Source organism: Streptomyces tubercidicus (assembly GCF_027497495.1).
In the GTDB taxonomy this organism is placed as follows: domain Bacteria; phylum Actinomycetota; class Actinomycetes; order Streptomycetales; family Streptomycetaceae; genus Streptomyces; species Streptomyces tubercidicus.
In genome coordinates this window covers 4,233,911-4,249,199 of sequence record NZ_CP114205.1, presented here as the reverse complement: position 1 = coordinate 4,249,199, position 15,289 = coordinate 4,233,911, and the positions used below count along the sequence as shown (strand labels likewise).

The window sequence follows — 15,289 nt, the reverse complement described above, 5'->3', positions numbered from 1 at the left end:
GTACCGCGTCCGCGCACCGTCCGTGAACCGTCCGTGAACCGTTCACGGGCCGGGCCCGTAGGTCCCGTCAGTGGCACGGGAGCCTCGAACACGGCCCCCGCGGCCCCCGCATTCACGCCGGCTGGAGGACGTTTTCGTGTCGTTGATGTTGACCGTGGTCGAGGGGGACGGTGACGCGTTCGACGTCCACCTCGACGCCGACCCCGACACGCCGGTGCACGCCGTCGCGGAGGCGCTGGCCGGGGCGGGTGGTGTCCACCGGCCCCCGGAGGGCCTCGGCCTGTACGCCGGTGACCAGCTGCTGCCCGGGGACCTGCGGCTGCGGGACGCGCCGCTGCGGCACGCGGCCATCGTGGGCCTGGGCCGCCCGGCCGGCACCTCGTCGGCCGAACCGGACGGGCTGGTGGAGGTCCGTGTGGTCGGCGGGGCCGGGGCGGGCACGGTGCACCGGCTCGACATCGGCGAGTACCGCATCGGGCTGGCACCCGACGGGAGCGCCCAGGTGCTGCGCACCCTGCCGGACCGTCCGTGCGCCGTGCTGACGGTGGGCCCCCGGGGACGCTGCCGGGTGGCGCCCGACGCGTCGGCGCCGGACGGCGGTACCCCGCAACTGGACCGTGCGGACCTCGCCGGGGCCACCGCCTGGCCGGCCGGCGCACAGCTCCTCGTCGGCGGCGCTCTGCTCGAACTCGCCCTTCCGCAGCGGCCGGACGCGGCCGTGCAGCCGTCGGAGGACGGCACCGGCTGGGACTACAACCGGCCGCCGCGGCTGCGCCCGGCCGAGACCGCCACCCGCTTCACCCTGCCCTCGCCGCCCGCGCCGCCCGCCGCGCGGCCGCTGCCGTGGATCACCGCGGCCGCCCCCGTGGTGATGGCGGGGGTCGGGGCGCTGGCCTTCGGCCGCTGGCAGATGCTGTTCTTCGGGCTGCTCTCCCCGGTCGTGATCCTCGGCAACTACCTGATGAGCCGGCGCAGCGGACGCCAGTCGCACTCCGAGACGGTCGCCGCCTACGAGGAGAAGAAGGCGCGCATCGAGGGCGACGCGGAGCAGGCCCTGACGGCCGAACGCACCGCCCGGCGCCGTGGCTTCCCCGACCCGGCCGAGGTGGCGCTGACCGCCGTCGGCCCCCGGCGCCGCCTGTGGGAGCGCCGTACCTCGGACGCCGACTTCCTGGAACTGCGCATCGGGACCGCCGATCTGCCCTCCGACGTGGTGCTCCAGGACCCGACCAAGGACGAGCACCGCCGCCAGGACCCGTGGACCGCCTACGACGTGCCGGTGACCGTTCCGCTGCGGGAGCACGACGTTCTGGGCATCGCCGGTGAGGGCCCGGCCGCGCGCGCCGTGGCACAGTGGGCCATCGCCCAGGCCGCCGTCCTGCACAGCCCCCGTGACCTCCAGATCCACCTGCTGACGACCGGCGGGCCGGGCCGGGACGGCTGGTCCTGGCTGCGCTGGCTGCCGCACGTACGGAAGAAGTCCGGCGACACCCCGGCGAGCATCGGCTACGGCACCGAGACCTGCGCCCGGCGGGTCGCCGAACTCACCGCGCTGATCGCGGAGCGGGCCGGGGCGGAGGACCGGCGGAGCCGGACCGCCGGGCCCGATGTGCTGGTCGTGCTCGACGGGGCCCGCAGGCTGCGTTCGCTGCCCGGCGTGACGCAGATCCTGCGCGACGGACCGTCCGTCGGCGTCCGCGCGGTCTGCCTGGACGCCGAGGAGCGGCTGCTGCCCGAGGAGTGCCAGGCCGTCGTCGCCGAGGAGCCCGGCGGCACCGTGCGGGTGGGCCGCTCCGGGCGGGGCACCGTCGGGGGCATCCGGCCCGACGTGGTGTCCCTGGACTGGTGCCGTTCGCTGGCGCGGGCGATGGGCCCGATGCGGGACCCAGGCGGGGACGGTGAGGAGGCCGCGGTGCTCCCCGGTTCCGCGCGGCTGCTCGATGTCCTCGCCCTCGACCCGCCGCAGGCCGCGGGCATCCGGGCGCGCTGGTCGGCCGGGGGCCGCTCGACCCGGGCGGCCGTCGGCGTCTCCCTGGACGGCCCGTTCTCCCTCGACCTGCGGCGCGACGGCCCGCACGGGCTGGTCGCCGGGACCACCGGCTCCGGCAAGTCCGAACTCCTCCAGACGCTGGTCGCCTCGCTCGCGGTGGCGAACCGTCCGGACGCGATGACCTTCGTCCTGGTCGACTACAAGGGCGGCTCCGCGTTCAAGGACTGTGTGGACCTGCCGCACACCGTCGGCATGGTCACCGACCTCGACGCCCATCTCGTCGAACGGGCCCTGGTGTCGCTGACGGCGGAGCTCACCCGGCGCGAACACATCCTCGCCGCGGCCGGTGCCAAGGACATCGAGGACTATGTCGAGCTGCTGGAGCGCGAACCGGCCGCGGGACGTGCGCCGATGCCCCGGCTGCTGATCGTCATCGATGAGTTCGCCTCGATGGTGCGGGATCTGCCGGACTTCGTGAAGGGCCTGGTCAACATCGCGCAGCGGGGCCGCAGCCTCGGCATCCATCTGATCCTGGCGACCCAGCGCCCCAGCGGCGTGGTCTCCTCGGAGATCCGCGCCAACACCAACCTGCGGATCGCGCTGCGGGTGACGGACGCCGGCGAGAGCCAGGACGTCCTCAACTCCTCGGAGGCCGCCGGGATTTCGCAGAGCACACCCGGCCGCGCCTATGTCCGCTTCGGCCAGAACTCCCTGGTGCCGTTCCAGTCCGGACGGGTCGGCGGCCGCCGGCCCGGCGCCGCGGCGGCCTCGCTGCCGGCGCCCTGGGCGGTGGCGGTCGGCTGGGAACGGCTCGGCGAACCGCTCCCGCAGCGGCCCCGCACCGCGGCCGCCCCCGCCGAGGTGGAGACCGACCTCACCGGCCTCGTCACGGCGATCCGCGCGGCGGACCGGGACATGGGCATCCCCGCACAGCACAGCCCCTGGCTGCCGCCGCTGCCCGAGCAGCTGGTCACCGCCGAACTGCCGCCGGTCCCGGCCTCGGACTACGACCTCGCGCCCGTCGCGTACGGCGTGGTGGACCTGCCCGCCCAACAGGCCCGGCAGGCCCTGGTGATCGACCCGGCGACGCTCGGGCACCTGCACATCATCGGCTCGCCCCGGCAGGGCAGGTCCCAGACGCTGCGCACCATCGCCGGCGTCACGGCCCTCGCCCACTCCGCCGACAAGCTGCACATGTACGGCATCGACTGCGGCAACGGCGCGCTGCTGCCCATCGAGGGCCTGCCGCACTGCGGGGCCATCACCCAGCGCACCCAGCCCGACCGGGTGGCCCGGCTGCTCGCCCGGCTGACCGAGGAGCTGGGCCGACGTCAGGAGATGCTCGCCGCGCGCGGCAGCGCCGACCTGGCGGAGCTGCGCCGCGCCCTGCCGGAGTCCGAACGGCCGCCGCACATCCTGCTGTTCATCGACCGCTGGGAGGTCTTCGACAAGCAGCTCGGCGAGTACGACTCCGGGAACCTGCTGAACGCCGTGCTGACCCTGCTCCGGGACGGCGCGAGCGTCGGCATCCACCTGGTGATGACCGGTGACCGGGCGCTGTTCTCCAGCCGGGTCACCGGCTCCACCGAGGACAAGCTCGTACTCAAGCTGAACGAGAAGTCCGAGTACGGGCAGATCGGCATCACCCAGCGCAACGTGCCGGACGAGATCCCGCCGGGCCGCGCCTTCCGTGCCGCCGACAAGGCGGAGGTGCAGATCGCGCTCCTCACGCAGAACCCGGAGGGCCAGGCGCAGGCCGCGGCGCTCCAGCAGATCGCCGAGCAGTGCCGGCAGCAGGCGGTGCACCTCCCGGCCGCCACCCGGCCGTTCCGCGTCGACACGCTGCCGGACCGGCTCACCTGGGAGCAGGCGATGCAGTACGTGCCGCGGCCGCTGCCGTCCGCACGGTGGGCCCTGTCCGGTGTCGGCGGCGACGAACTCACGGCGGTCGGACCCGACTTCTCCGTCACGCCGACGTTCCTCGTCTCCGGGCCGGCCCGCTCCGGGCGCAGCACCGTCCTGGCGACGCTGGCCATGTCGCTGCTCTCGGTCAGGACACCCATCGTCATCGGCGCGCCGGCCAGGTCGCCGCTGCGCCGGCTCGCCGGACGGCCCGGGGTCCTCGCGGTGTTCGACGAGGCCGACATCGACCCCACGGCCCTTGAGCAGGCGCTGGCCTCCGCGCCGAAGGGCGCCGTGGTGATCCTGGACGACGCCGACCTGTTGCTGAAGTCGAAGGCGGAGTCCGTTCTCACGCCGATCGCCAAGTCCGGTGCCGAGACCGGCCGGGGCCTGGTGATCGCCGGGCAGACCGACCGGCTCTCCTCCGGCTTCTCCGGCTGGCACACCGAGGCCCGCCGCAACCGGTGCGGCCTGCTGCTGAAGCCGCAGAACATGAGCGACGGCGAACTGATCGGCGTGAAGGTCCCGCGCAGCCGGCTGGGCGCGGCCCGTCCGGGCCGGGCGATCCTGCACCTGGGCGACGGGGTGCTGCGGACGGTTCAGGTCCCGGAGACCGTCCTGCCGAAGCCCGGCAGCTGACCCTACGGGGACGGCATGCGCGAGGGCCCCACCGAGGAACGTGAGTTCCGGTGGGGCCCTCTTCTGCTGTCACCCCGTGCGGGTGCAGGGCCTTCCGGGAACGAGAGGGATCAACTCCGAAGGGGCGGAATCAACCGATCTCATGCGGTTCGGGGATCTCCCCGCCACGGCACCGGCGGGAGGGGTTCGCGCCGGGTTCACTCCCTCCACTTCATACCTCCCCCCGCGTCCCAGGTCTTGTCCGACCAGGCGTACCGGACGTTGACTCCGAGTTCGTTGGCCATGCGGTTCATCGCACCCTTGCAGCTGCTGCACGGCGACCGTGTGCCTTGCATGAATACGGCTTCTCCCCGGGCGACCGGAGCCCGGAGGTGATACGGGTCGTTCGGGATGGAGACCTTGTTGCCGGTGCTGGCGCCGGCCATGCGGGAGAAACGGTGTTCCGTGTGGACGACGTTCCCGTACGCCCAGTTTCTGGGGAGAGTGGCTTCCGCCTCGGTCCTGGCCTCGCCGGATCCCGGGGTCCGCACCGTGTACTCGGCCCTGATGGGCCACGGCCTGTAACCCCCGCCGGACTGCAGGATGTAGATCTCGGCCGTATGGCCACAGTCCTCCAGACCGAGTGGGTCGTACGCGGTCGAGGGGTTCGAGACGTAGGCGACCGGGTTCGGCGCCGGGTCCAGTCCGAGCGGGTCGGGTGAGACGTAGCGTCCCGTCTCCGGGTCGTAGTGGCGGAAGTAGTTGTAGTGAAGGCCGGTTTCGGGGTCCTGGTACTGGCCGGGAAAGCGCAGCGGGGTGGTGGCCGTGGCATCGCGGTTGCGACTGGTGACACCCCAGAGAGTGGCGCGGGAGCGCCAGGCGATGCCGCCCTGCTCATCCACCAGTTCGGTGGGAGTACCGACCAGGTCGGTCACGATCGAGAAGAACCGGGAGTCGTACCCCTCCTGCGTCCTCGGCTTGCGCTCCAGCTGTGTCAGGGGCCGGTAGTCGTCGTGGTCCCAGGTGAGGGTGATGCCGTTGGCGGTGTCGGTCTGTTCGGCGAGGCGGGTCTCGTCCCAGGTGAAGTGGACCGCCTCGGCGACCGACCCGTCCTCCGCCATGCGGTACTTGGCGGTACGCCGGGCCAGCGGGTCATAGGTGTAGCGCCAGCGGGTGCCGTCGGGCGTCACGCACGAGGTGAGCTGGTCCTCTGCGTTCCATTCGTAGCGCCAGGTGTCGGGCTTCCTCGACAGACGGCGCTTCTGACGCAGCACCATGCGGCCGGCGGCGTCGTACTCGTAGCGCACCGCCCCCGCGGCCTGGATGCGGGTGCCCGTGTAGGTGCGCTCGCCGCGGGCCTCCGCCCGCCCGGCCTTCTCCGGCCACGTCGCCGACGTCTGGTTGCCCGCCTGGTCGTAGGCGTAGGACTCGGTCCAGCCGTCGGCGGTCACAGCCAACGGGCGACCCACCTGGTCGAGTTCCATCTGCCGGCTCAGGCCCGTCGTCGCGTCCGTGACGGCCGCGAGGTGATCGTCCGCACGATAGGTGTAGGTGCGCTCGCGCAGGGTGCCGGCGGAGGTGGCGAGGCGCTGGGCGATGGGACGTCCGGCCGGGTCCCAGTCGCTCGTCGCCTCCACGGGCGAGGTCCGGCTGCCCCAGACGCGGGCCATCTCCTTGCCGAGTACGTCGTGGGTGAAGGCCATCCGGTGCCCGTCGACGGTGAGGCTGTCGCGGTTTCCCAGCTCGTCATAGGTGAGTTCGGTGACGGCGCCGGTGGGGGTGGTGCGGGAGGTGCGACGGCCGAGAACGTCGTAGGTGAAACCGGTACGGCGGCCGTCCACGGTTTCGGCCAGGACCCGCCCCATGGCGTCGCGTTCGAACTCCAGCGTCGAGTCCGGGGAGGCCATGCGGACGAGTGATCCGGCCTGGTCGTACTCATAGGACGTCGTGGTCCCCGCCACGTTCTTGAGGAGTATCTCGTCCACGGAGTTGTACTGGAAGGAGATCTCCTCGCCCAGCGGGGTGGTGCGGGCGAGCAGTCGGCCCGACGCATCGTGGGTGTAGGTGACCTCACGGCCGTCGAAGTCGGACTCGCTCGTCAGACGGCCTGCCGCGTCATAGGCGTAATCCCAGGTGAGACCCTGCGGGTTGCGGACCTGTGTGAGGCGGCGCTCCGCGTCGTAGGCGAAGGTGTAGCGCACCCCGTCGGGCCCGGTACGGGCCGCGAGCAGGTCGAAGTGGGTGTACTCGTACCTGGTGGCGCCCCCCGCGGAGTCGGTCGCCGAGAGGCAGTTGCCCTCTCCGTCCCAGCTCATGCGCTTGACCCGCCCGTCGGGGGCGATGCTGCGCGCCAGCCGTCCCTCGACGGTCCACTCGGTGCGGGTGACCGCTCCGAACGGATCGGTCAGGGCGATGAGCCGGCCGAACGCGTCGCGCTCCGCCGTCGCCGTGCCTCCGGAGCCGCTGTCGACGCCCACGGTCAGCCCCGCCGCGTCCGCTTCGAACCTGACCAGCCCTCCCGACGGGTCCGTGGCCGTGGCGGTCGCGCCGGTGGGATGACGGGTGAGGTGGTGCGTGGTGCCGTCGGGAGCGGTCAGGGAGGTCAGATTGCCGCGCTCGTCGAACTCCTGCCGCCAGACGCTGCCGTCGGGCTGGGTCTGCACGGTCGGCTGATTCAGCCTGTTGTAGGCCGTCGTGGAGCTCTTGCCGTCGGGGAGGCGGACGACAGTGAGGTTGTGGCACTGGTCGTACTCGTAGCGGGTGGTGTGGCCAAGGGCGTCGGTGCGCGACAGGAGGTGGTCGTAGCGGTCCCACTCGGTGTGGACGGTGTGGCCCAGCGGGTCGGTCTCGGCGACGACCTGGTACAGGTCGTTGAGCTGGTAGGTCGTCGTGGCGCCGCAGGCGTCGGTGAAGTGGTTCCGCTGCTCGTCCGGGTCGTAGGACCACTGCGAGGAGAGATAGCCCTCGGGGCCGATGGTCTCGGTGACGCGGTTCGCGTCGTCGTAGACGTAGCGGTAGGTGGAGTCGTTGCGGTCGGTCCAGGCCGTGATGCGGTTCCGGTCGTCGTAGTCGAACACCATCGCCTGTGCGGAGGAGTTGACGACGTGGCTGAGGTTGCCGTCCGCGTCGTGCCGGTAGGACATCACCTCGACGGGGCCGTCGGGCGTGGCGACCGCCACGTCCAGCAGCAGGCCGGCGACGCAGTTCACCTCCACGCGGTAGCCGCCGGAGTGGACCATCGCCGTCGGGGAGCCGTCCTCCTCCCGCTCGATCCGCACCTCGTTGCCGTTCCGGTCGTGCCACCGGACCAGCCAGTGCACGCGGGTGTCGTCCTCGGCCCCGGGCGTGGGACGGTCCGCGAAGCGGCTGCTCACACCGGTGTGCGGATCGGCGACCGAGTAGGTGACCTCGCCCTCGGCCGTCTCCTCGGCCGCCAGCGGCAGGCGCGCTCCCTCCTCGGGCCACACCAGGTCGTCCACGGAGCCGGCCTCGGGGAGCCGCGGGTAGCTGAGGATCGAGCCGTCCTCGCGCGCCCAGAACGCCCGCCCCCGGCCGTCGACTTCAAGGCGTTCGTCCAGGGTGGAGGCCCAGGAGGGGCCGAAGAACTGCCCGTAGCGGTACGTCGACAGATACGTCCGGGTCAGCCGCAGCGGCAGCACGCCGTGCAGCTCCAGGTCGGTCTTGATCATGAGCATCTCGCCGGTGGCCACGTCCACCGGGTCGGTCGCGCACTTCTTGATGCCCGCGCCGCGGCCGTTGGGGCGGAAGGCTGAGCCGATCTTGTTCAGCCCGTTGCGCGCGACGCCCTTCAGGGCCGAGCCGATACTCCCGACGCCCTTGAGCAGCGCGCCACCGCCCGCGACCAGTCCCACGACGCCCAGGACGATCTCGCCGATGTCCCAGTCGCCGGTCTCGGCCATGATCGACATATTGATGCCCAGTGACGCCGCACCGGCCACGACGGCACCGATCGTCAGGGCGATGCCGAGCCCCTGGAGGCCGGGGATCAGCAGTGCCAGTACGCCCAGGACGGCGCTGATGATGCCGAGGGCCTTGCTGAACGCCTTCTTGATCTTGTCCCAGAGGCTGTAGCCGGCGACGGACTCGTCCCTCGCGTCGTCGAGTTTCTGGGCGGCGGTGGCGGCGTCCTCCTCGCGGACCTGGCGGGCGTCCTCGGCGAGCAGCCGGGCCGCGTCCAGATCCGCCTGCGCGTCATCGGCATGCCCCTGCGCCGTGGACTGGCTGCTCTTGGCCTCGTCCATCGCGCGCCGGGTGCTCGTCCGCGCCTCGATGTCGTCCGGGGGGTGGTCGACCGCGTCCAGCTGACCGATGGTGGCACCGGCCGCACGCACCGCCTCGGTGGCCGACGCCAGCCGCTCCTTGGCCTCCCGCCCCTTCTCCAGCGCGTTGTCGGCATTCCGCTGCTGGTCGCGCAGCGAGTGCACATAGGTGTCCAGCGCCCCGGCCGCCTGGTCGTACGAACTGTGCAGCTTGCGCACCTGCTCGGCCAGGTCGCCCAGCTTGTCGCGGAGCTTCTCCATGGTCTTGCCCTCGCCCACCTGCTGGTTCTCCAGCCCGGAGACGAGGGGAAGGGCGTCACCCGCGTTATCGGCCACGGAACGGTAGCTGCGCGCGAGCTGTCCGAGGACCTCCGTATCACCCGGGGTCGGGTCGTCCGAGAACCCGAAGACGTCTTCCCAATCGGACACCGCTGGACGCGCCATGGCCGCTACCTCACTTTTCCTGTTCTGTTTCGCCCATGGGGCTTCCATCGGCGGCTCCCGCCGCCGGACCTGCTGCGTCGGTCGTGTCTGCCCGGCCGTCGAAGCGGAGCGACTCCGCGATCGCGTCGAAGACCTCGTAGAACTGCTCCGCCAGATCCACGTTGGGAGTGGAGCTGGCGATCACCAGGTAGTCGTGGGTGTGGGGCACCGGAACGAGGGTGTGCCGCACCGCGGTGGGAACCCGCGTCCCCTGGTAGTTCACGTCCTCGACGCGGGAGATCCGCCCGGCCGCCCCGGCATGCGGCAGTTCCACCAACTCCACCTCGCCGGCCGGCAGTCCGGTGCCTTCAGCCTCGGTGCCGAGCTGCACGCCGGCCGCCATGACGAGGTCCGCCAGATCCTCCGCCTGCTCCTCCGGAACGGAGATCCGGAGCACCACCGTGGTGGCGCTGAGCACCAGGGGGCCGCTGCCCGCATGGAGAATCCTGAGCATCCCCGAAGCCCGCAGCGCGCCCTGTGCGTGCGCCTCGCGGGCGATGCGCCGGGTACTGCGGATCAGCCCGTCCACCTGCTCGCGGGTCAGCTGCGGGGCCTTCTCCACCTGTGCCTCGATACGGCGGCGGATCGACGCGTCCCGGGTGCTCGGGTCGAGGTCGAGATGCCACCAGGAGTCGGGGAACCTCAGGCTGTATTCCGCGGGCGCGGCCGCCTCCGGCCGCTCCGTGGTCGGTTCCGTCATGGCGCTTTTCCCTTCCGCGCGACGCTCTTCTGTCACGCGTCCTTCTTGCCTTCGTCCAGCGAGTTGACGGTTTCTTCGTCCGTCTTCGTGAAGTTCTCGGAGATCGTGTCCGTGTTCTCGGAGAACGTCTTCACGTTGTCGTGGACCCGCTCATGACCCGCCACCCACGCCTTGTCGAAGTCGTCGAGCGCCTCCGCGAGCCGGGAGTCGCCGACGACGCTCTTGAACGAGCCGGCCTCACCCGTGGCGTGATAGAGCGTCGCGGAGTTGCCGATCAGCTCCCCGATGTTCTGGAGCTCCCTGGCCGTGTCCTTGAGATCCTGCACAGGAACGCTGATCCGACCCATCGGTCTCCCCTCTCCTGTTCCGGCCGTCCGGCCCCGCCCTCACCGGGAGGACGGGGCCGGACGGTGCGGGGCACGTCAGCCGATGGAGCCGGACGTCTGGTCGTCGGTGTCGACGAACGCGTCGGCGACCTGCTTGATGAACTCGCTGACGCCCTGCAGACCCTCGATCGCCTTCTCGGTCCCGTTCTTGTACTCCTCCCAGTACGGACGGAACTTGGACTCGGACCCGGGCGTGGCATAGGCCGCCTCGACCATCTCGTCCATCTTGGTGTTGGCCTCGTGGAGGCTCTGCTGCATCAGTTCCTTCTGGTTCTGCAGCCAGGTCGACGCCTCCCGCATCTCATCCGGGCTGATCTGAATGTTGCCGCCGGCCATGCCGATGTCCTTCCCTCGCTGCGTATCGCCGCGGCCGGTGGGCCGCACACACGGGGCTGTACGGGACACCTGCCGGGGCGGTTCACGCTTGTTGCGGGATGGTGACAAAGGGGAGTTGGGGGGATCGTGGTCCCTGTCAGGCGGTAGCCCTCACCGCCACCGTCCGATAGCCCTCACCGCCCCCGTCACCCCGCGGTGACCTTCTCCTCCCAGTCGATCCGGTGGAAGTGCAGCGGGCGGAACATCTCCTCAGGGGTGGGGAATGCCGGCCCGGGGGCGTCGGCCTTGCCGGCCTTGACCTTGTTGACGGCTGCGGCGTTGCGGCCGATCGCCTCCACGCGCGGGCGGCGCAGGGCCTCGTAGGCGGCGAACGCCTCGCCGGGCGTGGGCAGATCGCGCAGACAGCGGGCCAGTTCGACCGCGCTCTCGATGGCGAGCGAGGCGCCCTGTCCGGAGCTGGAGGACGGGGCGTGCACCGAGTCTCCGACCAGCACCATCCGGCCGCGGTACCAGCGCGGCACGGAGGGCATACGCTCCATCCGGCCGACCACCATCAGGTCGTCGGGGCCGGTGTGCCGCAGCAGCCGCTCGCCCGGGACATGACCGGCGTACAGGTCACGCAGCCGGCTCAGCCACTCGGCGGCGGGTACCCGCACCATGTCGGCCGGGCTCGGCGGAGCGTCCGTGGGCAGTCCGGCGAACCAGATGATCCGCCCGTCCGCACCCTGCCAGTAGCCCATAAAAACTTGCCCGAACGCGAAGTACATGGTGCCCGGTTCGACCCCGGCCTCGCTGCCGACCGCCGCGTAGCCGCCGAAGCTCAGTACGCCGCCGTATTCGGGGGCGGGAGACCGCGGGTCGATCACGGTGCGGACGGTGGAGCGGATGCCGTCGGCGCCGATCAGGATGTCGGCGGTCGCGGAGGTCTCGTCGGCGAAGTGGGCGGTGACGCCGTCGGACGTCTCCTCGGCGGCGACCAGCCGCTTGCCGTACGCGAACCGCACACCCTCGGCGACCGCACGGTCGGTCAGCGCCCGGAACAGCCGTTCGCGCGGCAGCGTCAGCGTGGCGGGCAGTTCGGGAAATCCGCCGAAACCGGTGAGCCGATGGCCGGCCCCGTCCGCCATCACCATGCCGGGCACCGGATGCCCGGCGGCCCGCACCACCGCGTCGGCACCGACCGTCGCCAGCGCCGCCTGGCCGTTGGGCGCCAGCCCCAGCCAGGCCCCCACACCGTCCGCCGCGGTGGGGTACGCCTCGTAGACCGTCGCCGTGATGCCCGCCTTGCGCAGTGCGAGTGCCGTCACCGGTCCTGCTACCCCGCCCCCGATGACCAGTGCCGTGCGGACTCCGGAACCGCGGCCGTCGTCGCTCATAACCCCTCCCATGGGTCATGTGGATACGCCGTTCAAGCGCCCGGCCATAGTTGCAACACAACTAGTCCCACTGCAACTAATTTCGCACTGACTACGATGCCCGTATGTCCGCCTCCGTGAAGAGCTCGCCACTGGGCCTGACCGTGCTGACGCTGCTGCACCACCGGCCGCTGCACCCCTATGGCATCCAGCGACTGCTCAAGCAGTGGGGCAAGGAGCAGGTCGTCAACGTCGGCCAGCGCGCCGGGCTGTACCGCACCATCGAGCGGCTGCAGGCCGGCGGGCTGATCACCGTCCGGCAGACCGAGCGCGACCAGCAGTACCCCGAGCGGACCGTCTACGAGGTCACCGACGAGGGCCGAGCGGTCACCCGCGAGTGGCTGGAGCAGATGCTGTCGGCCCCCAAGGCGGAGTTCCCGTTGTTCCCGGCAGCACTGTCAAACATGCTCATGCTCAACCCCGACGAGGTGGCGCCGATCCTGGAACAACGGGCGGCTCGACTGGCCGCCCAGCGCGCCGACTTGGAGCGCCCGTTCACCGAAGCCCCCACGGGACTGCCACGCATCACCCTGATCGAGAACGAATACCTGCTCGCCGTCCTCGACGCCGAACAACGCTGGCTGCACGGCGTGATCAGCGATCTGCGGGACGGCACCCTGACCTGGTCACCGGAGATGCTCGCGACGTTCCAGGAAGCGGGCAGTGGCGATGCTTCGCGGGATTGACGAGCTGCGCCGTGAACGGCGGCGAAGCCTCGGGCCCCTCGCCGGCTGAGACAGCGGAGTGGGTACGGCGTACGGCACCCCCCGTTGAAGTCGGGAAAACCCCCGTCAAGTGGACGCGTCGGCCGCCCGAGCCCGCCATCCAGGACGCCCTGCGGCCCCTTGCGTCGTGCACGCGATGATGCATCATTCCGGGGGCCGATGGAGGTGACGAGAGGGCGGGAATGGGTGCTCAGGGGAGTTGTGGGCGGGTCCTGGTGGTGGATGACGATGCGGCGATTCGGCGGGCGTTGGGGCGGGGGCTGCGGCTGAAGGGGTTCGGTGTCGAGCTGGCGGATGGCGGGCGTAGTGCGCTGGTGAAGGTGGCGGAGGCGGGGCCGGATGTGGTGGTTCTGGATGTCTCCATGCCTGACCTCGACGGCATCGAGGTGTGCCGGCATCTGCGGGCGGACGGCAACGACGTACCCGTGCTGATGCTGTCCGCGCTGGACGAGGTGGCGGACCGGGTGGCGGGGCTGCAGGCCGGTGGGGACGACTATCTCGTCAAGCCGTTTGCCCTGGATGAGCTGGTGCTGCGGTTGCACGCGCTGCTGCGGCGGCGGCCACCGGCCGCGACCGACTCCGTACGGGTCGGTGGCCTGGTGCTCGACGCGGCCGCGCGCACCGTCCGCCTCGACGGCCGGCCGGTGGAGCTGACCCGGCGCGAGTTCGAGCTGCTCGAAGTCCTGGCCCGTAACGCCGGTCTCGTCCTGACCCGCGACCAGCTGCTGGACCGGGTGTGGGGCTATGACTTCGAGGTCCGCACGGACGCGGTCGATACGTTCGTCAGCTATCTGCGCCGCAAGCTGGAAACGGGTGGACGGACCCGGATCCTGCACACGGTGCGCGGCGTCGGCTTCGTCCTGCGTGCCGAGGAGAGCGGAGAGGACAGCGAGAGCGGCGACACCGGCCGGGGCGGCGGGAGCGGTGCGGGGGCCGGCCCGTCATGAGGTTGTCCACGCGGATCGCGATCGTGGTGGGGGCCGTGGTGCCGCTGCTGGTGGTGGCCGCGGGCTGGGTGCTGGTGGGGCTGGTCGGCAGGGATCTGCACGCGCAGGCCGACCGGCGGCTCGGTGAGCGTGCCCAGGGCGTCGCGTCGGCGGCCCGCGGTCTGCTGCGTGCCGCTTCGAACGACCGGCCGCGCGCCGAGCAGGCCCGCCAACGCAAGCTGTTCACCGCGGCGTTGGACATCGGCATCCGCCTGACCGGCCCGGACGGCACCGTCATGGATGGCCCGCAACCCGACGCCTCCGTGCGCCTGCCGGCCGGGACCGGACATCCGGTCACCGTCCACTCCCGTGGACAGACCTGGCGCGCGCTGACCGTACCGGTGACCACCGGGCGTCCCGGCGTGACGGGGACGCTGTGGCTGTTCTCCCCGGAGTCCGCGCGTCAGGCGCAGATCCAGCTTGTCCGCGGCCGGGTGATCACGGTCGCGCTGCTCGCCGCGCCGCTGTCCGCGGCCCTGGCCTGGGCGCTGGCCGCGGGGGCGTCCCGGCCGCTGCGGCGCCTGCAACAGCGCACCAGCGGCCTCGACCCGCACACCAGCGCCGCCCGGCTGGAGCACACACCGACCCGGATCACCGAGGTCGATGACCTCGCGCACACCCTGCAGACATTCCTCGCACGCTACGACGAACAGGCCGCGCGCACCGCCGAGGCCCTGGCCACGGCCCGTTCCTTCGCCGCGGCCGCATCCCACGAGCTGCGCACCCCGCTGATGAGCATGCAGACCAACCTCGACATCCTCGACGCCTTCCACGACCTCGACCCCGCCGACCGCGCGGAGACCGTGGACGATCTGCGGCGCGGCCACGCCCGGCTGCTGGGCCTGCTGGTGATGCTGCGGGCGCTCGCCCAGGGTGACCTGGTCGAGGCGGACGCGTTCGCCTCCGTCGACCTGGCCGACCTGGCCGACGCGGCCGTCTCCGACCTGCGCCGTACGCACCCCGAGGCCGAGGTGCTCTTCGAGGGCGCACCGGGCCTGACCGTGCACGGATGGCAGCCGGGCCTGCGGTCGATGCTGGACAACCTCCTCACCAACTCCCTGACACACGGCCGCTCCGCGGACGGCCGAGCCCAGGTCGCCGTACGACTGCGCGCGGACCGCGACAGCCGCACCACGCCCACGGTCGTCCTGACCGTGGACGACCAGGGTCCCGGGGTGCCGCCGGAGCAGCGTCAGACGGTCTTCCGGCGCTTTCACCGTCGCGCCGACAGCCCTGGTTCGGGGCTGGGGCTCACTCTCGTCGCTCAGCAAGTCGCTCTGCATCGCGCGCAGTTGCGTGTTCTTGACGGTCCTGGCGGGATGGGGACGCGATTCGAGATCGCCTTTCCGATCGCGCAGCCGGACCGGGCCACGGTGGGGGCGCCGCAGCATCGGGACTGGTTGTCGGATACGGATCGGCGGGGGTAGCAGCGACAACGCACGGCCCAAGAGGGGTGAGTCGCGGATCG

9 protein-coding genes are annotated in these 15,289 nt (G+C 71.6%); 4 read left to right on the top strand and 5 right to left on the bottom strand.

Annotated elements, in window-relative coordinates:
- The first annotated feature begins 145 nt into the window (after positions 1-145).
- On the top strand, positions 146-4,531 hold the full coding sequence (locus tag STRTU_RS18460; protein ID WP_159747050.1) for an FtsK/SpoIIIE domain-containing protein: 4,386 nt from the start codon (positions 146-148) through the stop codon (positions 4,529-4,531).
- 197 nt (positions 4,532-4,728) lie between these two features.
- Here STRTU_RS18460 and STRTU_RS18455 read toward each other — a convergent pair whose 3' ends face one another.
- From STRTU_RS18455 to STRTU_RS18435, 5 genes are all read right to left on the bottom strand, one after another.
- Entirely contained in the window at positions 4,729-9,234 is a 4,506-nt protein-coding gene (locus STRTU_RS18455) for an RHS repeat-associated core domain-containing protein (RefSeq protein WP_159744651.1), read from the bottom strand.
- A gap of 10 nt (positions 9,235-9,244) precedes the next feature.
- Entirely contained in the window at positions 9,245-9,973 is a 729-nt protein-coding gene (locus STRTU_RS18450; protein ID WP_159744650.1) for a hypothetical protein, read from the bottom strand.
- Positions 9,974-10,005: 32 nt separating this feature from the next.
- Positions 10,006-10,320, bottom strand: coding sequence for a hypothetical protein (locus tag STRTU_RS18445; protein ID WP_159744649.1), 315 nt, complete (start codon positions 10,318-10,320; stop codon positions 10,006-10,008).
- A gap of 75 nt (positions 10,321-10,395) precedes the next feature.
- Positions 10,396-10,743, bottom strand: a complete 348-nt coding sequence (locus tag STRTU_RS18440) for a WXG100 family type VII secretion target (protein WP_246240715.1) — start codon at positions 10,741-10,743, stop codon at positions 10,396-10,398.
- Positions 10,744-10,880: 137 nt separating this feature from the next.
- Positions 10,881-12,071: an FAD-dependent monooxygenase gene (locus tag STRTU_RS18435; protein ID WP_246240711.1), complete on the bottom strand. Its 1,191-nt coding sequence runs from the start codon at positions 12,069-12,071 to the stop codon at positions 10,881-10,883.
- Positions 12,072-12,175: 104 nt separating this feature from the next.
- On the opposite strand from STRTU_RS18435, the gene STRTU_RS18430 reads away from it, so the two are divergent.
- The 3 genes from STRTU_RS18430 to STRTU_RS18420 all read left to right on the top strand — a co-directional run bounded on the left by STRTU_RS18430 (position 12,176) and on the right by STRTU_RS18420 (position 15,248).
- Positions 12,176-12,796, top strand: a complete 621-nt coding sequence (locus STRTU_RS18430; RefSeq protein ID WP_159744647.1) for a PadR family transcriptional regulator — start codon at positions 12,176-12,178, stop codon at positions 12,794-12,796.
- 221 nt (positions 12,797-13,017) lie between these two features.
- Positions 13,018-13,782 carry a response regulator transcription factor gene (locus STRTU_RS18425; RefSeq protein WP_159744646.1) on the top strand — a complete coding sequence of 255 codons (765 nt, stop codon included), beginning with the start codon at positions 13,018-13,020 and terminating at the stop codon, positions 13,780-13,782.
- Positions 13,779-15,248: a sensor histidine kinase gene (locus tag STRTU_RS18420; protein ID WP_159744645.1), complete on the top strand. Its 1,470-nt coding sequence runs from the start codon at positions 13,779-13,781 to the stop codon at positions 15,246-15,248. The genes STRTU_RS18425 and STRTU_RS18420 overlap by 4 nt, the downstream gene beginning before the upstream one ends.
- Positions 15,249-15,289: the final 41 nt, after the last annotated feature.